Raw genomic sequence first — 23730 nt, forward strand, 5'->3', positions numbered from 1 at the left:
TGGCTCAACCGCTGGCCCGTGAGGTCGTGGAAGAGATTGCCAAGCAGTACGGCGTCTGTATCCGGCCGGTTCCGCTGCGGCGGCAGGACATCCTCACCGGACAGGTGAGGTAATGGACGTCCCGTGCGGGGCCACGTTGGAGAGCAAGTGCCCGCCGTGCGCCAAGCGCAACCGGCAACTCCGGCGGGCGCAGTGCCGGGAAGGCTGGCACCTCGACCACGATCCGAATCAACCTTCCCGACAAGGCCGACGACGACCAGCGCCACCTCGTGGAACTGCGGGCCGACGCGCGAACAGGGGTGCAGGTCAGGGCTGGCCGAGTGACCGTGAGTCCCCGCGATCCACCGCTGATCGCCGTCCGTTCTGGCACGCATCTGGCACGGACGTCGACTCTCTCTCGTCGGTGTCACAACAGGCTCGTAATGGGCTTGACGTCCTCACGCCGGCTCCCGGAATGATCGTCAGATGTTCGACTTCGGGATCAGCGGATACAGGCCCGTATGGCTGAGCGGGACTTCAGCAGTCGCCGCCGCACATGGTCGGAGACTGGCCATGCTGGAAGGGCGAAGGCTGACGTGCGCTCTGCTGGTGTGGGACCTCGACGAGGATGTCTGGTTCTCCGATGGCCTGGTCCTGTTGGACTTCGAGGGCGAGCAGATCGAGATCGTCCACCAGAAGTTCGATGAGATCTCGATCACGTGGAACACGGTCAATCCGGCTCGGCCGTTGGATTGGGCGGGGGAGGGATTCCGGCTGGCATGGCGAGGGGGTGTGCCTGACGATCTGGCGCGATTGCTGGGGCAGAGGCTGCAGGCCGTGGAGCTGCTGACGTGGATAGGGGAGGACATGGCGCAAGGGATGGTGGCGGTTGGATTCCTCTTCCCGCACGGTCGGGTGACGATTTACAACGCTCTCGATGAGAACGGCCTGGAGTTCGGAGACCCTGATCAGCGGTATGCGCGCCGGAGGCTTAGCGCGTAGTGCTCGTGATTCACTGGCGAGGCTTATCGCCCCTGAAGATTGGAGCGGGTGACGGGAATCGAACCCGCGCTGCCAGCTTGGGAAGTCTTTCAGGACCATGCGCTCTGAGCTGGGAGTACGTTGACCTGGGCCTACAGCGGTCGAGTCACCGTGAGTCCCCGCAGCTCCCCACTGATCGCCGCCAACCGAACGGGCACGCCACGGGTACGCCATCGTGTTCCTGCCGCTAGCGAGATCGCCAGCGTAGACTCGGAGTATGAGCGCCGGGCATGCGCATGAGGAGCTTCATCACCTGGTCGACCGGCTGTCGCCGGACCAGGCGGGTCGGCTGCTGCGGTTGGTCAAGACAGACCCGGAACTCGCTGAGGCCGCGAACGATGATTTGTCGGAACCGGTACGGCGTCGCCGACTGTCGATCGCGGGAATCGGCGCATCCGGAGAAGGCGATCTATCGGAACGGGTCGAAAATCTGCTGGCGGAGCGATTCAATCGGTCGGTGTGACCGCTACGCTCCTGGACACAGAGCCGCTGATCGCCGTTGTCGATCGCGATGACAAGCACCATGCCTCATGTGTGCGACTCCTTGAGCAGTTGGAAGGGCCGTTGCTTCTTCCTTCGACCATCCTGATCGAGGCTGGTTGGACGATCAACAGGCACATGGGACCGGCCGTACACGCGCAGTTCCTTGATCTCGTCATTGAGGAGTTCGAGCTGGTCGATCTGCTTGCCGCTGACGTACGACGTATGGCCGAACTCGTCCGGCTCTACGAGGATGCTCGCCTCGACCCTGCAGATGTGTCCGTAGTCGCAATCGCCGAGCGGCTGGGAATCACACAGATAGCGACGATCGACCGGCGCGACTTCGGCCTAATCCGGCCCCGGCATGTGGCCGCGTTCAGGCTGCTGCCGGAGGTGCTCGCTTAGCTCTTGGAGCGGGTGACGGGAATCGAACCCGCGCTGTCAGCTTGGAAATAGACTACTGATCTTGCCGTGCTGAGCTGCGAAAACAGGGGCGCAGGTCAGGGCTGGCCGAGCGACCATGAATCTCCGCGATTCACCGCTGGTCGCCGTCCGTTCTGGCATGCATATGGCACGTGATCAAGGTCGTGGCCTGGCCGCTTCTCTACCTGGCCTCGCGTTGGTCATTCAAGTCGAGCAGGGAGACAATTCCTGACGTGCACTCCATCTACCAGGACGGAAACGACGCTGGGCGGTTTGCCGCTCAGATCTATCGGGGGCTGCGTGAGGGCGACCTTCGCGCCGAGCCGGTGGTCGAGCTTGCGTGCCAAATAGAGGAACTCGATGCAGGCCGCCCTCCGGTGCAAGAGATCCTGAAACGCCCGACAGCGGAGTTGACATCTGAGGAAGTGGCCTATCTCGGGCGGGACCTGCTTAGGGTGACAGGCTTCGATCAATTATGGGCCACGCTGGAGACAGCAGTGAAGGTCGTGGAAGGCGATGTCCGCGCCTCAGGTATCGATGCGGTGCTGACAATCGTTATCCCGGACTGGGATGACAGCGGCTGCGCGCGGGTGCAGTGCTGCGGCGGTTGTGGCGGTCCTGCCATCTGGCCGAGCAGCGGACGAGACGTCAGCGTCGCCCTTGTCGAGATCGCAGACGCAGCTCAGGACGTCGTCATGGAACACATCTGGGGAGTGTGGCCGACCTGTCCCGAGCACCGGCTTGGCCTACATGCTGCCTTGGTGGAGGGAACCGCAGTATGGCAATGCGCGGGCGCGGGCCTTCACACTGCGGCTGCCATCGGTGACCTTGGACTGAGTGCTCGCCAAAGTCATTCTCACCGGTCGAAGTGAGGAGACGCATGAGGCTCGGTCATGTGCAAGGCCATAGGTTGACCTGGGCCTTCGTACGTGGAGCGGGTGACGGGAATCGAACCCGCGCTGTCAGCTTGGGAATTGCATGGATCACGTCATGAGTGACCGTGATTGTCCCCTCGTCACCCTGCTTAATGGCCCGTTAATGGCCCACCCACCAGAGCTGCCTGCCGAGGGCGTGAAGAGCGGTCAAGATGACCTTGTGATGGATTTCACCTATGCCATCTCCTTGGTGGCTATTGATCGTGAGGTTCCAGACGACGAGATCAGGAGATGGTGGAACTGGAAAGAGACGCCGCTGCTTGACGACCTCGTGGCGGCCGCTCCTCGGCTCCGCCTCGGGAGGGTCTTGGACAAGCACGGCGACGTTCCCGGCCCGGCTCGCCGTGTCTCTTCCCTGCTCTTCCTACGAGGTACCACGCCGCAATACGTCGTCCCCCGGCTCGACGATGAACTGATTGGCGAGCTTCTGGCTGCGTACCAAGGGCGAGATGATGACGGCCCGGGTACTCAGCAAGCTGATCCCGCAGAGGTCGCCGCCTTCCTGGCAACTCATCATGGCACCGGAGTCCTTACCGATGAGGACCAGGAGCCGTAGCTTGCGCGGACGCGCATGCCTCAGGCCCCCTACCTCAGCCAGTTACGGTCAGAGACGATGCGCGGGACTTGGCGGTCACCCCGGAGCCGGAGCCCCCCGCCGGAGGCGTTGGTTGTTCCGCTTGGGCATGTGGAGGGACGGGGTACCGGGGTGCGATCATCATGTCTATGACGTCGATCAGAAAGGGCTATGCCTCGTAGGCGCCCCTCGCAGGTCCGTGCACGTGGGTCGGTGTGCGGAACTCACAGAGCCTCGATCCATCAGGTCCCTGGTCTCGGCCGTCGTCCCATGGCCGCGGTGATCAGGCTTGAACACACCAAAATGCGGCCGGGCGAGGTAGCCGAGGCGTTGCTCGCGTGGACACAAGCAGTGGTCCCCGGATCCGCTGATCGGATCGCACCGACATGTATGTGCCCTGAGTGCTGCGGAGTGGCCCCACGCTGGAGGCTTGAGCAGGCGCTCATGGCTTTGCCGCCATGGGCCAGGCTCTACCTGTACTCCTTGGTTCTCCCGCTGGACAGGCGGTTTCTCGCTCGGACGTCGCTGGATCCGCATGCCTCGCCTGAGTGGCCTTGGTGGCAGCGGAGGCACTGACTTCCGCGGCTTGAGCATGACCGAGTCGTCCGGCTCATGGGTGTGCGGCGGAGTAGACGTGCGCCCCGAGCCGCCGGCGGCCGGGATCGGCCCGCAGGCCGCACGCCCGGCCGCCGAGCGGGCGCAGGGCCGCGAGGCGGCGCGCAGCGCCGCCCTTGACAGTTACACGATGCTCGCGGTGGAGAGTGTCACGGTATTCAACCTCGTAACGTCCGTCCTCCAGGAGAGCTACAGAGGCGAACCAGGTCGAGTCCTCTTCGTCGGGCTCGATGATGACGTAGGTGTTATCCGGATGGGTGAAATCCTCGATCATCATGTAGATGGCGTCTTCGGAAGGATCTTCGTGTTGACGTCACCGCCCTCGGACTTCGCAAGGTAGTAGACGGGTTCGCGCTCCATGGCTGCCCATCGGTTCAGTGGCCCGACCACAGCATCCAAGATCCAAGCTTGGAACAAGACCTAATGGCCCGCTGATGGCCCGAGAAGAATGAAGCGCCTCGAAAACAATCAAGGCCCGGGTCTGGATTGCTGTCCTGACCTGGGCCTTCGGGCTTGGAGCGGGTGACGGGAATCGAACCCGCGCTGTCAGCTTGGGAATCGCACAGATCATGCCTCGTAGGGCGGCTGACCTGGGCTTCGGACGGGTCATGAGTGACCGTGGTTACCCCCTCGTCACCCTGGCTAATTGCACGCCAATTGCACGACGATCACGCACACGACTGCGGCGGCACGCCATGCGCGCGCCCCCGGCCCCTGCTCCGCCCCCGTCCTCCTCGTAGCTGCCGACACCCAGGACGGGACCACCGTGTCAAGGGTCAGCGAAGCTGATCGCGTGCGACGCCGTAGGCGCCCTTGACTCGGCGGGCTCGGCCGGGACACTTGAGCAGCGAGGAGGACGGCAACACGCTCCCGATCGTTAGATCGTGTGAACCCAGAAGTACCGGCCGACGTTTCATGTGTATGACGCGTAAGCGCTGGGTCGCGCTCGCCGCCTCGGTCACCTTGGTTCTGGCGGCGCTGCTGTGGTGGATGGTCACGGAGAACGACCGGCGGCTCGATGCCCAGATACGGCAGGCTCTTGAACGTTATGAGCAAGCTTTCGCGAGAGATGGCGTCGGTGCTACTCCAACACCTCCTCGGCGGGAGGGATATGGCCGAAGTCTCGGCGTTCTGTCAATCGAGAAGGTGACCGTGCATAGGGACGGACAGACGCTTACCGCTGAGTTTGTTGGGGCCTTGTCCGCTGGAGCTTGTGGCGCGGATTACACCGCCCGCGCCGTGGAGTCTGAGCATGCGGTTCTGATCGTGGTGGAGGAGCACCCGCACGTGCACGTGGGGGCACGGGCCTGCACCGCTGTGGGAATCCTCAACCAGGTGACCGTACGGCTCAGCCGTCCCTTGGGTGAGCGTGCGGTGCTGGAGGCCGAAAGAGGGATGCCAGTTCCCTCGACCTCATGAGGTGACAGGGTGCTCGCTACTGGCGGACGGACCGAGCTGCCGGCGGCCGGGACCGGCCCCCAGGCCGCATGCCCGGCCGCCGAGCGGGCGACGGGCCGCGAGGCGGCGCGGAGCGCCGCCCTTGATCCCTAAGATGCTAATTCGGCAGTCCATTGCCTGTCAGCGGCAACGGCGCAGTTGGACCCCGAGGCTCAACCGCAACAGATGGTGTTGCCACAGAACGAGCGGTGAGGCTCGGGGTAGCCCGGGCGGGCACATGCAGGACCACTGCGGGGATCAAGCCCAAGTAACAGGGCCATTCGCACTCTTTCGTTCCGCAGGAGTATGTAGACAAAACCTCCACGAGGGTTGATCATGGGTCGGAAGCCTCGTGTTGCTCATGTGGAGCTGTAAGGGATACAACCTGTGTCAATTCCATATTGAGTTGACGATTGGTAGCGCTGTGGATGGATACTGTTGCGCATGGAATACAAGGTATTGCCCCTCAAGCGGCTCCTCCTCGACACGCTCAATCCTCGGCATGACCCCATGACTGGCCAGCAAGATGCCATGCATGCCCTGCTGGCAGGCAAGGGAGGGGCACAGCTATTAAGGCTCGCAGAGGACATCGCAGAATATGGGCCAAGCCCCATCGAGTTACCACTTGTTATCCCTGAAGGTCAATTCTTTGTCGTCGTAGAAGGTAATCGGCGTATTGCGGCGATGAAGCTGCTCCAAGATCCGACCTTAGCTAGGGGCTCAAAAATCGAGCAAGCGATCCTTGAGCTTAGTAGCAGAACTGATTCCGCTATAGAGCTCCCGTGCGTTATCGCAGAGTCGCGGGATGAGGCTAGACGTTGGATCGAACTCCGGCACAACGGCAGTCAGCTAGGCGTCGGAGTTGTCGGGTGGAGCCCAGAAATGCAAGTGAGGTTCACTGGCATCTACTCCGGCCAGAGAGGACGGGCTCTCAGACTGACTGACGCGCTAGAGGCTGCATTTGCAGACGACGAGGAAATGAAGGGTCTCCTGCAAAGCGTCAAGTTGACCAGGCTGACGACACTCGGAAGGCTTGCTAGCGACCCAGATTTTCGTGCAGTAGTTGGGCTCACTTTTAAGCAAGATAAGCTTACGAGTGAGTACCCGCTTCGGGCGATGCGGCCTATCTGGCTCAAGGTCATGAAAGACCTGGCCGGATCGGTTACGGTCTCCTCTCTGAAGAATAAGAAGCAGCGGGGAGATTACATTGAGAAGCTCAGCGGGCTTGCTCCTCATCCAGAGGATGAGCCGACCCAGTCGGTGCCACCGCAAGAGGAAAGCCCTCCGCCTGCAGACCGGCCGAGAGAACCGGCCGGCGAGCCAAAAAAGGGCGGGCAAGAAACTCTATGGGAAGAGCCCTCCGCGGAACCTGCTCCTGACCCAGAGCCGGTACCGTCTCCTAGGCCGACGCAACCTATGGGTGATGACAGGGGCAACGTGTCCCGTGTCTCTAATCAGAGGCCGCGGCCTATGCGGTTGTTCTACGGCGTCAGGCTGGCCAATGTCGGCCCAAAGGCTAAAGACGTTCTCCGGGAAGCTCAGCGGATAGATCTACATGAGTACCCAAATGCCGGGGCTGCTCTCATCCGTATCCTGGTCGAGCTAGTCATCGGCGAAGCAGTGGAAAGGCTCAAGTGGGAGGCGAGAACTGAGCTGAGAGACAGAATCAACGTATGTCTCGCCAAGCTCGATCCCACGAACAAGTCGGATCGGTACCTGCCGGTTCGCAGGGCGATGAGCGACAGGGATAGTCCCTTCTCAATGAGGTCCATGCAGGGCTATCTGCACAACGCCCATCTACCTGCTGACCCCCTCGGTCTCCGTGCACTTTCGGAAACTTATGCTACGCTTCTGCGTGATCTGGATGCCCAACTAGAAAGTCTCCCCCGAGCTTGAGATACTTCTATATTAGCCCGTTACGATACCCGGGCGGCAAAGCGGCCCTCGCCGACTTTTTCGCTGAGATAATTTCATCTCAGGGAACTCGCATCACGACTTTTGTCGAGCCTTTTGCGGGAGGTGCGGGGGCCGCCCTGCGCCTACTTTATACGGGAAGAATAAAGCAGCTCTTGCTGAACGATGCGAATCCGGGAATTGCGGCTTTCTGGAGGAGTGTCTTCTGGCATACCGATGAACTAAACGAGAGGTTGCGTAGCTGCGAGCTGTCCATTGATGCGTGGCATCACTATCGAGCCGTCTATGATGATCCGCTATCTTCGGAGATAGAGCTAGCCTTCGCTACGCTATACCTCAACCGAACCAATCGGTCCGGAATACTTGGCGCGCGGCCGATCGGAGGATTGCGCCAAGATGGTAAGTGGAAGATCGATGCTCGATTTAATCGCCAAGATCTAATTGACCGTATCACTATTCTCGGGCAGTATCGTGATCGGGTTCAGGTGTCACAATCCGATGCCCTGGAATTCTTGGAATCCACGCCTACGCGAAGCTCGTTTTTTTATGTTGATCCGCCATATCTTGGGCAGGGTGACGAGCTATACCTTAACACGCTACAGTGGGCTGATCATTTGCGTTTAGCGAACATCCTGCACCGTCGTCACCGACGATGGGTAGTAACTTATGATGCAGATCCGCGTATTCCTTCGATTCTGTATCCCGGCTTGCGTTGTGCCGAGTTCTCCATCAAACACACGGCGGCAAGGCAGCAAATAGGTTCAGAGTATGCAGTTTTTTCTGACAAGCTGACCGTTGACAGCATCAAGTTGCTGAGTCGAGGCTATTCCGCTTGGTTGTCAGACAGAGCTGATCGCGATGCCGCTGTCTCCTAATTGTCGGACCTGAGGCCGATTGAAGGCGACCACGTAGCAGTGGTTGTTAGTCGAGCAGATCAGGGCGGCGACTAGTTAGGGCGCGGCGGGCCGCCACGTAGCGTTCGTGGAAATTGTCGGCGAGAGCTTCACGACGGTAGCGCTGACGTAGGACACGGTCGAGGTCTCCGGCCCGGTTCACGAGGTCGGTGAGGGACTTGCGCTCGATGTCGAATGCGGCCATGCCTCGCTCGACGGCGGCGTCAAGGTCTCCGCGTCGGGCGTGGACGATGCCGAGGTCTATGTGGGCGTCGGCGACGCGCATAGGTGCGTTAGAGGTGCCGTCCGGGCGGGTGTGCATCTGGATCGTCTCCAGCGCGTGTTCCTCGGCCCGGTCGTTGTCCTCAAGCCACGTGTACGCAGTGGCGGCGTAGAAGACCCACTTGGCGTGGTCGAACACGAAGTGGTGATCCGGGTTCTCGGGGAGCGGCAGTTTGGCGAGGATGTCGGCCCCGCGTGAGAGCGCCTGGTCGGCTTCGCGGCGGTCGCCGATGCGGGCTAAGCCGCGGGCTTCTTGCAAGGTGAGCTGTACCTGTGCGCTGGATTGGCCGGCGAGGGCCTGGCCCTGGCGGGCGGCCGTGACAACGTCCTCGTATCGGCCTTCGACCAGGGCGAACCATGCGGACATCTCGTGTGCCCAGCCCATGAGTTCGCCGTGTCCGACCTGGCGGCCCATCTCGTAGGCAGCCTGCCGGGCCGTCTCGGCTTCCTCACGCTCGCCCAGGTCGTAATGAACGCAGCCGAGCAGGGCGGTAAGCCATCCGGTGATGACCAGTAGTTCGCGGTGCTGGTCGAGTGTGATCCTGCCGGACAGGAGCCGGGTCACCTGGGCGAGGCGCTTTTGTGTCCGGTCGCGCAGCGTCGCGGCGGGGACAACCGGGTAGGCGCGGCACAGCAGATCGACGGCCTCGGCGAGGGCTTCGAGGGTGCCGGTCCCGACATCGGACGCCTGGAGCTGCTGCGCGAGCTCCATCGTGCCGTACAGTTCGGCCTCGGCCCGAAGCGCGTCGACCGGCATGACGTGTGCCTCGATGAGGCGGCTATTGCCGCTGCCTCTCTTTGCGGGAGAGAAGCCGAGATCTTCGGGCTGTAGTCCGGTGGCTTGAGTCAGCGCGAGTCGAAATGGGGCACGAGGCCAGGAGACTTCGCCGGCCTCCCATCGCCTAATGCGTTCTTCATCGACCGCGAGACGTTCCCTGATGCCCACAGGAGTGCGGTTAATCCGCTCGGCGAATTCGGCGCGGGTGAGCTGTTGCGCGTTGCGCCATGCGCGGAGTTGGACATTCGGGATGCTGTCTGGCATCTCGGGGTCTTCCTCCCGTCGGGGGGTCATCAGGGGGTTAAGAGGGGGGCTTTTCGGGGGTCCTATCGCACTCGCTTTGCCGGTGGACTTGCCATCAACCAACCACGGTACGTCAAGCGGCTTCCCGCCACAGGGAACGCCGGATGAACGAGGAGATGGCGACGGTGACCCGGCCAGACGAGAACAGCGAGGCAAGACCCTGTCCTTCGTGTCGGGGACGTGGCACCAAGCGGTGCCATTCACGCCGTCAGCTCGTCGTCGGCGGCGAAACCAGCGACGAACACGACTCGGGTGGGGAGCGGGAGTGCCTCGACTGCCTCGGAAACGGCCGGGCCGAAGGGAGCGGAACATGAACCCGATCGAGGTTGCGGCGGTGGCCTACATGAACCGAAGCGACGAGGCGGACAAGCTCATCCGACTGCGTGACGCGCTGACCCGACTCAGCATCAACGCTGAGCTGCGCGACAACAACACGGCGCTGATGGTCAACCCGCCAAGTGGGCGGGGGATGCCGGTGTGGGTCTTCGTCGGCTATGGCGGCCAGTACTACTCATGGAACTCGGCAGGCAGGCGGCACCCCGTGTCCGATCTGGAGGGCGCCGCGAAGGTGATAGCCGCCTACGTTTGCCGCTGAAGCGGGCGCGGCGAGGCAGTGAGCCGACGACGGGTCGGCAGCCATCAATCCCTGCCTCGTCGCGCCCTTGATCTCCGGCAGGGCCACAGTGACTCGCCCCCGTGTCCCCCCGTGTGGCCCTGCCGGTCCCCTTCGCCCGGACTGCGAGTGCAGCCGAACGAGGTGACAGAAGCATCGAGCCGGTCTAGGCTCAAACTTAGTAAAACAACCTGTCGGCTGCTGGACGGTCGTGATGTCTCTAGAGTCCGTGCCTCCGAAGTATGCACAGCTTGTGCAGACACTTCAGCGGCGTATCGAAGCGGGGGACTACCCTCCCGGAACCCTCCTGCCGAGCGAAAACCAGCTCATCCAAGAGTTCGGCGTCTCCCGTCCGACCGTCGTGGCGGCCCTCCGCATGCTTCGGGAACAGGGCTGGATCGATTCCCAGCAGGGCAAGGGCCGTTTCGTGCGGGGCCGTCCCGCCCTCGCCTCGCTCGAACAATCCCGGCCCGGCCACGCCTACCTCACCAGCGCCGAGACACCCTCGGCCGAACTACTGGAAGTCGGCGCGGTAGCCCTACCGAACAGGATCGCCGCTCTGCTCGACCTGCCGCCCAAGAGTAAGGCGTTCCTCCGTCGCCGACTGGTGTCACGCGGCGATGAGCCTTCCGAGATCGTCTCGCTGTGGCTGCCCCTGGACCTGTCGGAGGGGACGAACCTCACGAGCGCCGAGCCGCTGGCCCAGGGCATTCGCGAGCATATTCAGGCGCGTAAGGGCGTTCGGTTCGATCACGTCATCGAGCAGATCACGGCCCGGATGCCTACCTCTGATGAGGTCAAGCAGCTCGGTATGCCCAAGAACACGCCGGTCCTCGACGTCTACGCCGCGGTGCGCGACCCCGGTGGCCGGCCCCTTGCCGTGCTGGCTGTCGTGCTGCCTGCCGACCGTCACGAGCTGGAGGATGCCTATCCCATCGGGTAGGAACGCCTCACCTTCGGAGCCCACTTAGCTTAGGCACTTGACCTAGCAAGTGGGCTCTCTTATGCTCAAGGCACTCGATAGGTTAAGTGCCTATCAGTCAAGAGAGGAGAATGCCCGATGGCTCTACAAGGTCCGATCCCCGTCAGCTTCGCCATGGTCTTCCCGCACGGCTGCTACCTCGTTGGTGAGGTGGAGGCGGTCAAGGACTTCGACGCCTCGGCCAACGGCCGATTCGTGCAGGCGCGCGACAAGCAGAGCGGCGAACTGGTCTGGCAGATCGCCGTCATGGACGCCGACCCCCAGGTCAAGCCCGCTCAGAAGACCGTCGCCGTAAAGATCATCGCCCCCGTCCAGCCGGTTCCCCCGGCCCCCGTCGCGGGCCTGCCCTTCACGCCGGTCGAGTTCAACGGCGTCACCGTCACCCCGTACGTCAACGGAAACGGCCGCCTGGCCTACTCCATCCGCGTTCGGGAGATGCGTCCGCCTCGGACGGGCTCGGCCAAGTCCGGACACGCGGGCGGCAAGGAGGCGGCGGCGTGAACTGGCGGCCGTACACGCACCTGACCATGTCGGTCGATCCCGGTGAGCGTCCCCGCATCGGCGTCTCGTTCTACGGCTCGATCACTGCGGCCAGCGCGCGAGTGCTGGAGTCGGGGCGGCCGTACCTGGTCCTGGAGTCCGGCGAGGCAGACGTGACTGTCTCGGCCACCGGGGCGGCCAGTCCGGTCACCGCCGAAGACCTGGACATCGCACGGCAGATCTTCAACGCCGCCGCGCGGTACTTGGCCGACTGCGAGCGACTGCACGCCGACCACACCGAACACGCTCAGGCCACCGGCCCGGCGGCCTGACACAAGGACGGGGCCGCTGGAACTGGCATTCCAGCGGCCCCCAGATCTCTCACACACGCCAATGCCTGAGAGGACACCAAGCCTAATGTTCAAGAAACTCCCTGGCGACGAGGCACGCAACCTCGTCTCCACCACACCAGACACGGCCGTGGTCTTCCGCCCGGCCGTCATGCAAACCCCCGCCATCGTCACCATCGTGATCTGGCTGTCCCGCCTCGTCGCGGGCCTGGTCCGCCTGGTCGTGCGGCATCCGGTCGCCGTGGCCATCCCGGTCGGCCTCGGGGTGATCTGGACCCTGTACGGCTGGCGACTGGCCCTGGTCATGGCCGGATTCCTGCCCTCGGCGGGCCTGTCCTGGCTGCTGTTGGACCGGGCCTCGTTCCTACGCCTGGTCGGCTGGCCGCTGCTGGCCTGGTGGCGGCTCGTCGCCGTCTACCGGCGGCACTGGCAACCGGTCATGGTCGTGTCCGGTCTCGGGCGGCACATCCGGGGCCGCGACTACCTGCCCCGCCTGGTGCGGGTGGAGTGCGACGGGTGGGCCGACCGCGTCAGTGTGAAGATGCTCAACGGTCAGGCTGTCACCGACTGGGCCGACCGCATCGAGCACCTGGCCCACGGCTTCGGCGCCCCGTCCTGCCGGGTGGCCGTCGCTCGGGCCGGGCGGCTCGTGCTCACCTTCCCCCGGCGCGACCCCCTCGCCGAACCCCTGCCCGCGCTTCCTGTCCCTGACGAGGCGTCGGTGGGGCCGGTGGAGATCGGGCGGTGCGAGGACGGCTCACCGCTGCGGCTTAAGGTTCACGGCACGCACGTCCTGATCGCCGGGGCCACGGGCGCGGGTAAGGGCTCTTACCTGTGGTCGACGATCCGCGGTCTGCTTCCGGCGATGCGGGCGGGCCTGGTGCAGGTGTGGGCGCTGGACCCCAAGCGGATGGAGCTGTCCTTCGGGCGTGCGCTGTTCGGCGCGAGGTACGCCGCCGATCCGAAGGAGTGCGCCGACCTGCTCGATGACGCCGTGTGCGTGATGCAGGAGCGGGCCGATCGGTTCGCCGGCCTCCAGCGCTCGCATACGCCGACCGCCGCTGATCCGTTCGTCTTGGTGCTCGTGGACGAGGTGGCGTTCCTGACCGCCTACCAGCCCGACAAGCAACTCCGTCAGCGCATCACGGCGGCCCTGGCCACCCTGACCACGCAAGGCCGGGCGGTCGGTGTCGGGGTCATGGCGGCCTTGCAGGACCCGCGCAAGGAGGTCATGAACATCCGCAACCTGTTCCCCGACAAGATCGCGCTGCGGCTCGATGAGTCAGAGCAGGTGGACATGGTCCTCGGCGACGGCGCACGCGACCGGGGCGCACTGGCCGACCACATCTCACCCGTCCCGGAGCTGGGCGCGGGAGTCGGCTACGTCCGACTGGAGACCTCCCCCGATCCGGTCCGCGTGCGGGCGGCCTACGTCTCCGACACGGATATCCGGGCGATGGTCGCCGAGTTCGCGGGGGTGGGCCGATGATGCGCCTGGCCCACATCCTCGACGGCCTGCGCTGCTCGGGCTGCGGCGCGCTCGATGTGCTGTGGCTCGACCCGGTGCGCGGCATCGTCGAGTGCCACGAGTGCGGCGAAAAGGCCGCCGTGATGGTCGATGGCCTCGGTCCGGCCGACCTCCTCGACCCCCTCAGCGCGTGGGACGGTGACCGGTGACCAACCCGTCCGACCGCTCCATCCCTCGCGCCGTGCGGATGGCGCAACCGCTGGCCCGTGAGGTCGTGGAAGAGATCGCCAAGCGGTACGGCGTCTGTATCCGGCCGGTTCCGCTCCGGCGGCAGGACATCGTCACCGGTCAGGTTGAGGTCATCGACGTCCCCTGCGGGGCGACGCTGGAGAGCAAGTGCCCGCCGTGCGCCAAGCGGAACCGGCAGCTTCGGCGGGCGCAGTGCCGGGAGGGCTGGCACCTGGAAGCCGAGCCGGTCAACCTCCCGGACAACGCTGACGAGTATCAGCGTCACCTCGTGGAGCTGCGGGCCGATGCCCAAGCCTGGCGGGATGAGGTGGAAAAGGCCGGCGGCGACACCACCGACCTGGACGCCGCCATCGAAGACCTGGACGAGGAGATCAACCGGGCGGGCATGCGCGGCAACGTCCTTGGCCGCACCTCGGGCAAGCGCTCCCGCTCGACCAAGCGGCGGCAGGACGCACCGGACCTGCCCAAGCGGCAGATGACCAAGACCACACTCGGGCGGACCTTTACCGGCTCGTACGGCAAGACCTACCGGCCCTCGATGTTCGTCACGCTCACCCTGCCCTCCTACGGGCGCGTGCTGGAGGGTGCGCCGCTCAACCCGGACGCCTACGACTACACGCGGGCAGCCCGCGACGCGCTGCACTTCTCCAAGCTCGTCGACCGGTTCGTGCAGAACCTCCGCCGGGTCGCCGGATACGACGTGCAGTACTTCGCAACCGTCGAGCCACAAAAGCGGCTCGCCCCGCACCTGCACATGGCGATCCGCGGCACCCTGCCCCGTGCGGAACTGCGGCAGATCATCGCGGCCACCTACCACCAGGTGTGGTGGCCCTCGACCGACGACGTCCGTTTCGAGGGCGACCGTCTGCCGGTCTGGGAGGACGGGGCCGGCTACCTCGACCCCGAAACCGGGGAGGTCCTGCCGACCTGGGAACAGGCCCTCGACGCCCTCGACCAAGACGACGAAGCCGAACCCCTGCACGTGCTCCGCTTCGGCGACCAGATGGACGTCAAAGGCGTGCTCGCTGGAACCCCGGACGCTGACCAGCTCATCGGGTACCTGTCGAAGTACCTCACCAAGAGCCTCGGCGATGCCCTGGGCACCGACGACCCCCGCCGGAAAGCTCACGCCGAACGGCTGCTGGAGGCCCTGCGGTTCGAGCCGTGCTCACCGACCTGCCCGAACTGGCTGCGCTACGGGATCCAGCCCAAGGGCGCCAAGCCCGGCATGGCTCCGGGCCGGTGCAAGGGCAAGGCGCACAAGCCCGACCACCTCGGCTACGCGGGCCGCCGTGTCCTGGTCTCGCGCAAGTGGTCCAACAAGACCCTCACCGAGCACAAGCAGGACCGCCGCACCTGGGTCCTCGAAGCGCTCGGCATCGAAGACGAGCCGGTCGATCCCCACCGCTACATCTGGAAGCCCGTCAAGCCCGGTGATCCCGACCTCGCCCCGATCGGCGTACGGCTCCTGCGCTCGGTCCACGAACGCCAACGCTGGCGCAACCACATGAATCAGCTCCAGGCCCAAGCCGAGGGCCGAGATCTTTCGGCAATTCAGTCCGCCGCGTGAAGGGAGGAACACCTTGGATCAACTGCTCACTGTCCCGCAAGCGGCGGCCCGCCTGAACACCTCGGTTCGCTTCGTCCGTCGCCTGGTGGCCGAACGGCGCATCGAGTTCGTGAAGGTCGGTCGCCACGTCCGCATCTCCGAGTCTGCACTGACCGCCTTCGTCGTCGCGGGCACGGTCGCGCCCCTGACGGCCCATGACATCACCGGGAGGGCGGCCTGATGGCCAAGGGCAACAAGCCGAACCATCGCCGTTTCGGCAACATCCGTCAGCTCCCGTCCGGCCGTTATCAGGTGAGCTACCTGGGGCCGGACGGGCGGCGGCGTACGGGCTCCGAGACGTACGAGCGCAAAGGCGATGCCGAACGAGCGCTCACGCTGATCGAGGCCAAGATGATCTCGGGGGAGTGGACCGACCCCGATCGCGGCAAGGTCAAGCTCAAGGATTACGCCGAGACGTGGATCTCCCAGCGTCCGGGCCTTCGTCCGCGCACTGTCGATCTCTATACGTGGCTGCTCAAGAAGCACATCACGCCGTACCTCGGCGGGGTCCAGCTCGGCAAGCTCTCAACCGCGATGATTCGGCAGTGGCGGGCCGACCTTCTCGGCAACGGCGTCTCGGTGTCCGTAGCGGCCAAGGCGTACCGGCTGCTGCGGGCTGTGCTGATGACGGCGGCCGAAGAGGACCACATCATCCCGCGCAACCCATGCCGGATCCGCGGGGCCGGCGACGAGCACGCGCAAGAGCGGCCGGTCCTCACCGTGGCCCAGGTCTTCGAGCTGGCTGACCTCGTGGGCCGTCGCCCTGTCGGCAACGTGCGCAAGCTCAAGGACAACGCCTATCGGCTGCGCTTCCAGCGGCATGGGGAGATGCGCACGCATCCCGAGGTCTTCCGGACTCGCGCGGACGCCGAACGGGCGCTCTGGGCGATGGGCATGGACGGCCGGGCCGACTGTACCCAGGACAGACGCTTCCGCGCCCTGGTGCTGCTCGCAACCTTCGCGAGCCTGCGATGGGGCGAGGTCAGCGCCCTTCGTCGCAGTGACCTCGACCTGATCGCCGGGACGGTTCGCGTTCGGGCGGCCTTCGTCGAGCGCTCCACGGGGGAACTGGTCCTCGGGCCTCCCAAGTCCAAGGCCGGACGGCGAACCGTGGGCATCCCGCAAGCGATCGTTCCCGCACTGCGCGAGCACCTCGCTACCTACGTGCAGGACGAGCCGGGCGCGCTCCTCTTCCCCGGGGCCAAGGGCGGCCCTCTACGGCGCAGCGGCTTCAACACCCGTACGCGCTGGGTGGACGTGGTCAAGGAGATGGGCCTCCCTGGCCTTCACTTCCATGATCTGCGTCACACCGGCAACATGCTCGCCGCCGAGTCGGGTGCGGGGCTCAAGGACCTGATGGCCCGGATGGGGCACGACAACGTCCGGGCCGCGATGATCTACCAGCACGCCGTACGCGGTGCCGACAAGACGATCACGGACGCCATCGACCGGCACATCAGCGGGGCCGGTGACGAGGACGAGGGCGGGTCGGCCGCCGTCCTGATCCCCGTGGGCTAATTGCACGCTAATTGCACGGAAGATCGAACAGGTGTCAGAAATGATCAAGGCCCGGGTCGGGAATCTGTCCCTGACCTGGGCCTTCGCTCGTGGAGCGGGTGACGGGAATCGAACCCGCGCTGTCAGCTTGGGAAGCTGATGTTCTGCCATTGAACTACACCCGCGTGACCGGCTGTGGAGCCCGTCGCTGCCCCTACTGTAGCGGATCCGGGGCGTGCTCCTGCAGCCCCGACGCGAAGATCCGCGACACCCATCGCTGAAATGGCCTACTAGCCTTGCACCCGTGCTGCTTTCCGATCGTGACCTCCGTGCCGAGATCGAGTCGGGCAGGGTGAAGCTCGACCCGTACGACCCGGCGATGATCCAGCCGTCCAGCGTCGACGTGCGGCTGGACCGCTACTTCCGGGTGTTCGAGAACCATCGTTACCCGCACATCGACCCCGCGATCGAGCAGCCCGATCTCACCCGGCAGGTGGAACCGGACGGCGACGAGCCGTTCATCCTGCATCCGGGCGAGTTCGTGCTGGCCAGCACGTACGAGGTGATCAGCCTGCCCGACGACATCGCCTCGCGGCTGGAGGGCAAGTCGAGCCTGGGCCGGCTGGGCCTGCTGACGCACTCGACGGCCGGCTTCATCGACCCCGGTTTCGAGGGACATGTCACACTCGAGCTGTCCAACGTCGCCACGCTGCCCATCAAGCTGTGGCCCGGGATGAAGATCGGACAGCTCTGCATGTTCCGGCTCAGCTCGCCCGCCGAGTTCCCGTACGGCTCGGACCGGTACGGCTCGCGCTACCAGGGGCAGCGGGGGCCGACCCCGAGCAGATCGTTCCTGAACTTCCACCGCACCAAGATCTGAAGCGTCTGAGGCAACAAGTGTGTCACGGGAGCCGTTCTGGGCAGCGGGAAGGGGAAGAGTAGGTTACAAGCGGGCTTGTACGGCCTGAACTTCGCATTTCCACTGGTAACCCGTACCCTTCTCTGCGGACCGTCCCCGCACATCTGGAGAAACGACGTGCGCCTGCGTCTCACGCCCCGTGAGGACAGCTACTACGACTTGTTCGCCGACTCGGCGAACAACCTCGTCACCGCATCGCGTCTGCTGGTCGAGATCATCAGCGACGGTTCGGACCGGGAGGCTCTGGCCGAGAAGATGCGCGCCTGCGAACACGCGGGCGACGAGCGCACTCACGCGATCATGAACCGGCTCAATGAGAGCTTCATCACGCCCTTCGACCGTGAGGACATCTACCGCCTCGCGTCGAATCTCGACGACGTGATGGACTACATGGAGGCCGCGGCCGACCTGATCGTCCTTTATCAGATCGACCACCTGCCCAAGGAGGTCGTACGTCAGGTGGAGGTCCTCGAACGGGCCGCCGAGCTCACGGCGGACGCGATGCCGCGCCTGCGCGGGATGCAGCACCTCAACGAGTACTGGATCGAGATCAACCGGCTCGAGAACCAGGCCGACCAGGTCTACCGCAGGCTGCTGGCGAAGCTGTTCAGCGGCGAGTACGACGCGCTGACCGTGATGAAGATGCGCGAGGTCATCGAGCAGCTCGAGCTCGCGGCCGACGCCTTCGAGCACGTCGCGAACACGATCGAGTCGATCGCGGTCAAGGAAAGCTAAGTGGAGCTCGCGCTTGTCATCGGCGTGGTCGTCATCGCGCTGGTGTTCGACTACACGAACGGTTTCCACGACGCCGCCAACGCCATCGCCACCTCCGTCTCGACCCGCGCCCTCACGCCCCGGCTGGCGCTGCTCATGGCCGCGGTCATGAACTTCATCGGTGCGCATCTGGGCACGTCGGTCGCCTCGACCGTGGGCAAGGGGATCATCGCTCCCCCGGACGGCAGGCATGGCCTGATCATCGTCGGCGCCGCGTTGATCGGGGCCATCGTCTGGAACCTCATCACCTGGTACTTCGGCCTGCCCTCGTCCTCCAGTCACGCTCTCATCGGCGGCCTGATCGGCTCGGCCCTGGCCGCGACCGAGTCGGTGAAATGGGGCGGGGTGGTCGAGAAGGTCGTCATTCCCATGGTGCTGTCCCCGGTCGTGGGCTTCTTCCTGGGCGCGCTCATCATGATCGCGATCTTGTGGATCTTTCGCAAGGCCAATCCCCATAAGGCGGGCAAGGGGTTCCGGTACGCCCAGACGGTGTCCGCGGCCGGGATGGCCCTCGGCCACGGCCTGCAGGACGCACAGAAGACGATGGGCGTGATCTTCCTCGCACTGGTCGTCGGCGGGTACGTCCCCCAGAACTCGGACATCCCCGAGTGGGTCATCACGGCCTCGGCGCTGGCGATCTCCCTGGGCACCTACGCCGGCGGCTGGCGCATCATGCGCACTCTGGGCCGCAGGATCATCCACCTCGACCCGCCGCAGGGCTTCGCGGCCGAGGCGGCGGCGGCCGGCGTCCTCTACACGGCGGCCATCGGGTTCGGCGCGCCGATCTCGACCACGCACACGATCACCTCCGCCATCATGGGCGTCGGCGCCACCAAGCGGCTGTCGGCCGTGCGGTGGGGCATCGCCGGCAACATCGTGACCGCGTGGGTCCTGACGATCCCGGCCGCGGCGGTCGTCGCCGCGATCGGCTACTTCATCCTCAATCTCATCCTGGGATAGAGGACACTCCTCCACGTGGACGGGCCGGCCCCCGGAAGGGGACCGGCCCGTCGGCGTTCACCGCCGGTACATCACGTCGGTCTTCCACCGGGTGAACCCGAGCGACTCGTACAGCCGGACCGCCGCGGCGTTCTCCTCGTCCACGTAGAGCATGACGTGAGCGAGGCCGAGCGCGCGCAGGTGCGCGAGCCCGGCGAGGGTCAGCGCCCGGCCGAGGCCCGTGCCGCGCTCTCCGGGCGCGACCCCCACCACGTAGACCTCCCCGATCGGCTCGTCGCCGTCGTGCACCTTGGTCCAGTGGAAGCCCGCCAGCGCGTCTCCCCGTACGGCGAGGAAGAAGCCGGCCGGGTCGAACCACGCCTCCCGTTCCCGCACTTCGAGGTCGTCGAGCGTCCAGGAGCCCTGCTCGGGGTGGGTGGCGAAGGCCAGCGCGTTGAGCGTGAGCCACGCCTTCTCGTCGCGCCCGGGTTCGAACGCGCGCAGCCGTACGCCCTCCGGGAGGACCGCGGCGGGCAGGGGCTCGGACAGCGGGCGGCGCATCTGCCACAGCGACCGCACCCGGGCCAGGCCCGCGCTCGCGGCGAGACGGGCGGCGCCGGGCAGGTCGCCGTGCGCCCACAGGCGCAGCCGGCCCCCGCTCGCCTCCAGCGCGGCGCCGAGCAGCCGGCGGCCCAGGCCGCGCCGGCGGAAGGCGGGGTGCACCACGAGTTCGCCGCTCGGCCCCTCCTCGGGGTCCGCCGGATCCAGGTGGGCGAAGCCCGCGACGTTCCCGTCCTCGTACAGCAGTACGGCTCTCGCGCCCGGCTCGGCGCCGTGGCGCACCTGGAGCATCACGTGCTCGTTCAGCGGACCGACACCATCGGCCTCGGCGGCCGCCTCCACCAGGGCGAGCACCGCCGCCACCTGCTCGTCATCGAGCCGTTCCGTGATCTCCACGCGTACGTCCATGTCTGGCACGATAGGTGAAGGTCAGGCGATTCCTGCACCGGGCTTCGGCAATAGACGCCATGCGTTCCCTCCCTGAATCGTTATCTCTGCGCAATTTCCCGCTCAGGTCCCCGCTCTACTGTCGGAGGTCATGACCCGAGCATCCCTGACGCGACTGGCCGTCGCCGGCGCCGCCGTGGTGGGCGTCGCGGCCCTCACGATGGGCACGGCCGCCGCATCTCCCGCTCCCCAAGCCGGCAAGCACGACAAGAAGCCCGGCCCCTCCGTCCCTATCCGGTTGCTGACCATCAACGACCTGCACGGCAACCTCGAGCCCCCGACCGGGTCCAGCTCCCGGATCCTGGACCCGAACGGCGCGAACACCGACACCGACGGCTCACTGACCGGCATCGCCGGCGCCAAGTACTCGATCGCGGGCGGCGCCTCCTACCTGGCCGCCCACCTCAAGCAGCTGCGCGACCCCAACACCCTCCTGGTCGGCGCGGGCGACCTCATCGGCGCCTCGCCGCTGCTGTCCGCCGCCTACCACGACGAGCCGACCGCCGCCCTGCTCGACAAGCTCGGCCTGACCACCTCCTCCGCCGGCAACCACGAGTTCGACGAGGGCATCGACGAGCTCAACCGCATCATGAACGGCGGCTGCCACCCGGTCGACGGCTGCTCCCCGGCCGGCCAGTGGAAGGGCACGAAGTTCGACTACCTCGGGGCGAACGTGATCAAGGAGGGCAAGGGCGACTACGCCCTGCCGCCCTTCTTCGTCAAGAAGATCAACGGGGTGAAGATCGGTTTCATCGGCCTGGTGACGCAGACCACCCCGAACATCGTCACCGCCGCCGGCATCAAGGGCCTGCAGTTCGCCGAGGAGGTCGCGGCGGCCAACAAGGTGTCGAAGGACCTCGCCAAGCACGGCGTCAAGGCGCAGGTCGTGCTGGTCCACGAGGGCGACAACATCACCCCGAACCAGGACCCCAGCTCGTGCCCGGTCGTCCCCGGCAACGGCTCGCGGATCGCCAAGGGCCTCGACCCGCAGATCGACCTGGTGATCAGCGGCCACAGCCACCAGGCGTACGTCTGCACGGTGAAGGACCCGGCGGGCCAGGACCGCGTCTACACCCAGGGCTCGTCGTTCGGCCGCGCGATCACCCAGATCGACTTCCGGGTCGACCGTAGGACGAAGGACGTCATCCGCTCCAGCGTCGTCGCGAAGAACAACGTGGTGACGCGCACGGTCACGCCGGACGCCGAGACCGAGGCGTACATCAAGACCTGGCAGGAGCGGGTCTCGACCGTGGCCAACAAGCCGATCGGCCAGATCACGGCCAACATCGGGCGCGGCGGCAACGTGGGTGAGACGCCGCTCGGCGACCTCATCGCCGACGCGCAGCTTGAGGCGACGAAGAACGGCGGCAACGCGGAGATCGCGCTGATGAACCCGGGCGGTGTGCGCACCGACCTGACCTACGCGCAGAGCGGCTCCGAGGGCGACGGCGTCGTGACGTACGGCGAGGCCTTCCAGGTGCAGCCCTTCAACAACCTCATGCAGGTCGTCACGCTCACCGGGGCCCAGCTGAAGGCGCTGCTGGAGCAGCAGATCTGGACGGTCGACCCGGCGACCGGCGGCATCACGCAGCGGATCCTCCAGCCGTCCGCGTCGCTGACCTACACCTTCGACACGACGAAGCCGGTGGGCTCGCGGGTCTCCGACATCAAGATCAACGGCACCGCGGTGACCGACGCCCAGCAGATCCGGGTGGCCGCCAACAACTTCCTCGTCGGCGGCGGCGACGGCTTCACCGTCTTCACCCAGGGCACGGACCTGTGGAGCGGCCCGCTGGACATCGACGCGTTCGTCGCCTACATGGGCGCGCACTCGCCGATCGCCCCGCCGGCGACCGGCCGTATCAACCTCGTCAGGTAGCCGCGCGAAATCAGGCAACCACGCGAAACGCGGTGGCCCGCCCCGCCGGGGCGGGCCATCAGCGTCGAGCGGGTTCGGCCTCGTTCTGCTGCTCGCCGCCGCGGTCGGGGACGAAGCGGTAGCCGACGTTGCGGACCGTTCCGATGAGCGCCTCGTACTCGGCGCCCAGCTTGGCCCGCAGGCGCCGTACGTGCACGTCCACGGTCCGGGTGCCGCCGAAGTAGTCGTAGCCCCAGACCTCCTGCAGCAGCTGGGCCCGGGTGAAGACCCGGCCCGGGTGCTGGGCGAGGTACTTCAGCAGCTCGAACTCCTTGAACGTGAGGTCCAGCGCGCGCCCGCGCAGCCGGGCCGTGTAGGTCGCCTCGTCGATCGTCAGGTCGCCGCTGCGGATCTCGTCGGGGACCTCCTCGGCGGCGGCCAGCGCCAGCCGTCCGACCGCCATCCGCAGCCGGGCCTCGACCTCCGCCGGTCCCGCGGTGTCGAGGAGCACGTCGTCGACACCCCACTCCGCCGACATCGCCGCCAGACCGCCCTCGGTCACGATCGCCATCAGCGGGGACGTGACGCCGGTCGTCCGCAGCAGCCGGCACAGGCTCTTGGCCTGCACGAGCTCGCGGCGCGCGTCCACCAGGATGGCGTCGGCCGGGGGCGTGTCGATCAGCGCGGAGGCCTCGGCGGGCGCGACCCGCACCGAGTGAAGCAGCAGTCCAAGGGCCGGGAGCACCTCCGCCGACGGCTCCAGAGCGTTGGTCAGCAGGAGCAGATTGCTCACATGAGCCTCCTCGCACCATGTCGGCTCGGCGCCGTTTGCAGCACTGGAAACCGCGACAGCCGTCCAAACACGTAAGGACCCGGGGGCCACATCGCCCGAGTCCATAATTCGTAGGGTAGCCCACACGAAGTTTGCGTCCAATGAGCGTCACCCGTGTGAACAACACGTCACGTGGTTTACCGCCGTAACGTGACGGTCACGGAGAGCTTCCGGCGGGTGGCGGGAAATCGAGGGGAGCGGCGCGTCATGGCCAGGGGAACGATCCGCTACTGGGCGGCGGCGAAGGACGCCGCCGGTGTGCCGGAGGAGGTGTTCGACGCCGAGACACTGGGAGACCTGCTCGCGCAGGTCTCACGCGACCCGGCCCTCGAGCGCGTGCTGCGCCGGTGCTCCTTCCTCGTCGACGGCGCTCCGGCTGGTACGCGCGATCCGGCGGCGATCGACCTGCCCGAGGGTGCCGTGGTCGAGGTTTTACCCCCCTTCGCCGGGGGATGAGCAGCAGGTGCCTCTCCCGTCAATCTTTGCCCCTCGCGTCGC

General features: G+C 65.8%; 27 protein-coding genes and 1 tRNA gene. 23 read left to right on the top strand and 5 right to left on the bottom strand.

Translation table 11 applies throughout. From position 1 onward, the window contains the following. Positions 1–112 precede the first annotated feature (112 nt). From AAH991_RS20070 to AAH991_RS20095, 6 genes are all read left to right on the top strand, one after another. A complete protein-coding gene (locus tag AAH991_RS20070) occupies positions 113–508 on the top strand; it encodes a replication initiator (protein WP_346227397.1) in 396 nt (131 codons plus the stop codon). Continuing rightward, positions 466–981 (top strand): hypothetical protein, encoded by a 516-nt coding sequence (locus tag AAH991_RS20075; protein WP_346227543.1) that lies wholly within the window; start codon positions 466–468, stop codon positions 979–981. The genes AAH991_RS20070 and AAH991_RS20075 overlap by 43 nt, the downstream gene beginning before the upstream one ends. 256 nt (positions 982–1237) lie before the next feature. Next, positions 1238–1483 (top strand): hypothetical protein, encoded by a 246-nt coding sequence (locus tag AAH991_RS20080; protein WP_346227398.1) that lies wholly within the window; start codon positions 1238–1240, stop codon positions 1481–1483. Beyond that, a complete protein-coding gene (locus AAH991_RS20085; RefSeq protein WP_346227399.1) occupies positions 1480–1905 on the top strand; it encodes a type II toxin-antitoxin system VapC family toxin in 426 nt (141 codons plus the stop codon). The genes AAH991_RS20080 and AAH991_RS20085 overlap by 4 nt, the downstream gene beginning before the upstream one ends. Before the next feature lie 170 nt (positions 1906–2075). Further along, positions 2076–2795: a hypothetical protein gene (locus AAH991_RS20090; protein WP_346227400.1), complete on the top strand. Its 720-nt coding sequence runs from the start codon at positions 2076–2078 to the stop codon at positions 2793–2795. 118 nt (positions 2796–2913) lie between these two features. Next, positions 2914–3414, top strand: coding sequence for a hypothetical protein (locus AAH991_RS20095; protein ID WP_346227401.1), 501 nt, complete (start codon positions 2914–2916; stop codon positions 3412–3414). A gap of 628 nt (positions 3415–4042) precedes the next feature. Here the strand turns inward: AAH991_RS20095 and AAH991_RS20100 are convergent. After that, positions 4043–4324, bottom strand: coding sequence for a hypothetical protein (locus AAH991_RS20100; protein ID WP_346227402.1), 282 nt, complete (start codon positions 4322–4324; stop codon positions 4043–4045). A 644-nt stretch (positions 4325–4968) separates the two neighbouring features. Here AAH991_RS20100 and AAH991_RS20105 point away from each other — a divergent pair. The 3 genes from AAH991_RS20105 to AAH991_RS20115 all read left to right on the top strand — a co-directional run bounded on the left by AAH991_RS20105 (position 4969) and on the right by AAH991_RS20115 (position 8273). Further along, positions 4969–5466 carry a hypothetical protein gene (locus AAH991_RS20105; protein WP_346227403.1) on the top strand — a complete coding sequence of 166 codons (498 nt, stop codon included), beginning with the start codon at positions 4969–4971 and terminating at the stop codon, positions 5464–5466. A 462-nt stretch (positions 5467–5928) separates the two neighbouring features. Then, on the top strand, positions 5929–7380 hold the full coding sequence (locus AAH991_RS20110) for a hypothetical protein (protein ID WP_346227404.1): 1452 nt from the start codon (positions 5929–5931) through the stop codon (positions 7378–7380). Then, on the top strand, positions 7377–8273 hold the full coding sequence (locus AAH991_RS20115) for a DNA adenine methylase (protein WP_346227405.1): 897 nt from the start codon (positions 7377–7379) through the stop codon (positions 8271–8273). Before AAH991_RS20110 ends, AAH991_RS20115 begins: the two co-directional genes overlap by 4 nt. A gap of 46 nt (positions 8274–8319) precedes the next feature. Here the strand turns inward: AAH991_RS20115 and AAH991_RS20120 are convergent, their stop codons facing one another. Next, a complete protein-coding gene (locus AAH991_RS20120) occupies positions 8320–9615 on the bottom strand; it encodes an NsdA family TPR-like regulatory protein (RefSeq protein WP_346227406.1) in 1296 nt (431 codons plus the stop codon). A gap of 349 nt (positions 9616–9964) precedes the next feature. On the opposite strand from AAH991_RS20120, the gene AAH991_RS20125 reads away from it, so the two are divergent. The 9 genes from AAH991_RS20125 to AAH991_RS20165 all read left to right on the top strand — a co-directional run bounded on the left by AAH991_RS20125 (position 9965) and on the right by AAH991_RS20165 (position 16923). After that, positions 9965–10249 (top strand): hypothetical protein, encoded by a 285-nt coding sequence (locus tag AAH991_RS20125; RefSeq protein WP_183534033.1) that lies wholly within the window; start codon positions 9965–9967, stop codon positions 10247–10249. A gap of 271 nt (positions 10250–10520) precedes the next feature. After that, a complete protein-coding gene (locus tag AAH991_RS20130; protein ID WP_346227407.1) occupies positions 10521–11210 on the top strand; it encodes a GntR family transcriptional regulator in 690 nt (229 codons plus the stop codon). Positions 11211–11327: 117 nt separating this feature from the next. After that, positions 11328–11750 carry a plasmid replication, integration and excision activator gene (locus tag AAH991_RS20135; protein WP_346227408.1) on the top strand — a complete coding sequence of 141 codons (423 nt, stop codon included), beginning with the start codon at positions 11328–11330 and terminating at the stop codon, positions 11748–11750. Then, the gene (locus AAH991_RS20140) at positions 11747–12061 is read left to right on the top strand and encodes a hypothetical protein (protein ID WP_346227409.1); all 315 of its coding nucleotides are present in this window, start codon (positions 11747–11749) and stop codon (positions 12059–12061) included. Before AAH991_RS20135 ends, AAH991_RS20140 begins: the two co-directional genes overlap by 4 nt. Positions 12062–12146: 85 nt before the next feature. Then, positions 12147–13568 carry an FtsK/SpoIIIE domain-containing protein gene (locus tag AAH991_RS20145; RefSeq protein ID WP_346227410.1) on the top strand — a complete coding sequence of 474 codons (1422 nt, stop codon included), beginning with the start codon at positions 12147–12149 and terminating at the stop codon, positions 13566–13568. After that, entirely contained in the window at positions 13565–13756 is a 192-nt protein-coding gene (locus AAH991_RS20150; protein WP_169987396.1) for a hypothetical protein, read from the top strand. The genes AAH991_RS20145 and AAH991_RS20150 overlap by 4 nt, the downstream gene beginning before the upstream one ends. Further along, on the top strand, positions 13753–15366 hold the full coding sequence (locus AAH991_RS20155) for a replication initiator (protein ID WP_346227411.1): 1614 nt from the start codon (positions 13753–13755) through the stop codon (positions 15364–15366). Before AAH991_RS20150 ends, AAH991_RS20155 begins: the two co-directional genes overlap by 4 nt. Positions 15367–15379: 13 nt before the next feature. After that, positions 15380–15586 carry an excisionase family DNA-binding protein gene (locus tag AAH991_RS20160; protein ID WP_346227412.1) on the top strand — a complete coding sequence of 69 codons (207 nt, stop codon included), beginning with the start codon at positions 15380–15382 and terminating at the stop codon, positions 15584–15586. Continuing rightward, complete coding sequence (locus AAH991_RS20165; RefSeq protein ID WP_346227413.1) at positions 15586–16923, top strand: tyrosine-type recombinase/integrase; 1338 nt, start codon at positions 15586–15588, stop codon at positions 16921–16923. The genes AAH991_RS20160 and AAH991_RS20165 overlap by 1 nt, the downstream gene beginning before the upstream one ends. Positions 16924–17013: 90 nt before the next feature. Here AAH991_RS20165 and AAH991_RS20170 read toward each other — a convergent pair. After that, a tRNA-Gly gene (locus tag AAH991_RS20170) sits at positions 17014–17087 on the bottom strand. Positions 17088–17206: 119 nt separating this feature from the next. Between AAH991_RS20170 and dcd the strand changes: the two genes are divergently transcribed. The 3 genes from dcd (at position 17207) to AAH991_RS20185 (ending at position 19555) form a co-directional block, all read left to right on the top strand. Continuing rightward, positions 17207–17782, top strand: a complete 576-nt coding sequence (gene dcd / locus AAH991_RS20175) for a dCTP deaminase (RefSeq protein ID WP_346227414.1) — start codon at positions 17207–17209, stop codon at positions 17780–17782. 156 nt (positions 17783–17938) lie between these two features. Then, positions 17939–18556, top strand: a complete 618-nt coding sequence (locus tag AAH991_RS20180) for a DUF47 domain-containing protein (RefSeq protein WP_169987386.1) — start codon at positions 17939–17941, stop codon at positions 18554–18556. Continuing rightward, positions 18557–19555, top strand: a complete 999-nt coding sequence (locus tag AAH991_RS20185; RefSeq protein WP_346227415.1) for an inorganic phosphate transporter — start codon at positions 18557–18559, stop codon at positions 19553–19555. A gap of 57 nt (positions 19556–19612) precedes the next feature. Here the strand turns inward: AAH991_RS20185 and mshD are convergent, their stop codons facing one another. Further along, positions 19613–20503: a mycothiol synthase gene (mshD, locus tag AAH991_RS20190; protein WP_346227416.1), complete on the bottom strand. Its 891-nt coding sequence runs from the start codon at positions 20501–20503 to the stop codon at positions 19613–19615. A gap of 130 nt (positions 20504–20633) precedes the next feature. On the opposite strand from mshD, the gene AAH991_RS20195 reads away from it, so the two are divergent. Next, on the top strand, positions 20634–22421 hold the full coding sequence (locus tag AAH991_RS20195; RefSeq protein ID WP_346227417.1) for a bifunctional metallophosphatase/5'-nucleotidase: 1788 nt from the start codon (positions 20634–20636) through the stop codon (positions 22419–22421). A 58-nt stretch (positions 22422–22479) separates the two neighbouring features. Here AAH991_RS20195 and AAH991_RS20200 read toward each other — a convergent pair whose 3' ends face one another. Beyond that, a complete protein-coding gene (locus AAH991_RS20200) occupies positions 22480–23193 on the bottom strand; it encodes a winged helix-turn-helix transcriptional regulator (protein WP_346227418.1) in 714 nt (237 codons plus the stop codon). Between the two features lie 246 nt (positions 23194–23439). Here AAH991_RS20200 and AAH991_RS20205 point away from each other — a divergent pair, with 246 nt between their 5' ends. Further along, the gene (locus AAH991_RS20205; protein WP_346227538.1) at positions 23440–23688 is read left to right on the top strand and encodes a MoaD/ThiS family protein; all 249 of its coding nucleotides are present in this window, start codon (positions 23440–23442) and stop codon (positions 23686–23688) included. Positions 23689–23730 lie beyond the last annotated feature (42 nt).

Source organism: Microbispora sp. ZYX-F-249 (genome assembly GCF_039649665.1).
Classification (GTDB): Bacteria; Actinomycetota; Actinomycetes; order Streptosporangiales; family Streptosporangiaceae; genus Microbispora; species Microbispora maris.

Excerpts from the sequence above, each read along its gene's own strand:
- AAH991_RS20080 (WP_346227398.1), top strand. The coding sequence starts at position 1,238 with ATGAGCGCCGGGCATGCGCATGAGGAGCTTCATCACCTGGTCGACCGG.
- AAH991_RS20095 (WP_346227401.1), top strand. The coding sequence starts at position 2,914 with ATGAGTGACCGTGATTGTCCCCTCGTCACCCTGCTTAATGGCCCGTTA.
- AAH991_RS20075 (WP_346227543.1), top strand. The coding sequence starts at position 466 with ATGTTCGACTTCGGGATCAGCGGATACAGGCCCGTATGGCTGAGCGGG.
- AAH991_RS20205 (WP_346227538.1), top strand. The coding sequence starts at position 23,440 with ATGGCCAGGGGAACGATCCGCTACTGGGCGGCGGCGAAGGACGCCGCC.
- AAH991_RS20145 (WP_346227410.1), top strand. The coding sequence starts at position 12,147 with ATGTTCAAGAAACTCCCTGGCGACGAGGCACGCAACCTCGTCTCCACC.
- AAH991_RS20150 (WP_169987396.1), top strand. The coding sequence starts at position 13,565 with ATGATGCGCCTGGCCCACATCCTCGACGGCCTGCGCTGCTCGGGCTGC.
- AAH991_RS20135 (WP_346227408.1), top strand. The coding sequence starts at position 11,328 with ATGGCTCTACAAGGTCCGATCCCCGTCAGCTTCGCCATGGTCTTCCCG.
- AAH991_RS20070 (WP_346227397.1), top strand. The coding sequence starts at position 113 with ATGGACGTCCCGTGCGGGGCCACGTTGGAGAGCAAGTGCCCGCCGTGC.
- mshD (WP_346227416.1), bottom strand. The coding sequence starts at position 20,503 with ATGGACGTACGCGTGGAGATCACGGAACGGCTCGATGACGAGCAGGTG.
- AAH991_RS20165 (WP_346227413.1), top strand. The coding sequence starts at position 15,586 with ATGGCCAAGGGCAACAAGCCGAACCATCGCCGTTTCGGCAACATCCGT.
- AAH991_RS20100 (WP_346227402.1), bottom strand. The coding sequence starts at position 4,324 with ATGATGATCGAGGATTTCACCCATCCGGATAACACCTACGTCATCATC.
- AAH991_RS20105 (WP_346227403.1), top strand. The coding sequence starts at position 4,969 with ATGACGCGTAAGCGCTGGGTCGCGCTCGCCGCCTCGGTCACCTTGGTT.
- AAH991_RS20195 (WP_346227417.1), top strand. The coding sequence starts at position 20,634 with ATGACCCGAGCATCCCTGACGCGACTGGCCGTCGCCGGCGCCGCCGTG.
- AAH991_RS20110 (WP_346227404.1), top strand. The coding sequence starts at position 5,929 with ATGGAATACAAGGTATTGCCCCTCAAGCGGCTCCTCCTCGACACGCTC.
- AAH991_RS20125 (WP_183534033.1), top strand. The coding sequence starts at position 9,965 with ATGAACCCGATCGAGGTTGCGGCGGTGGCCTACATGAACCGAAGCGAC.
- AAH991_RS20120 (WP_346227406.1), bottom strand. The coding sequence starts at position 9,615 with ATGCCAGACAGCATCCCGAATGTCCAACTCCGCGCATGGCGCAACGCG.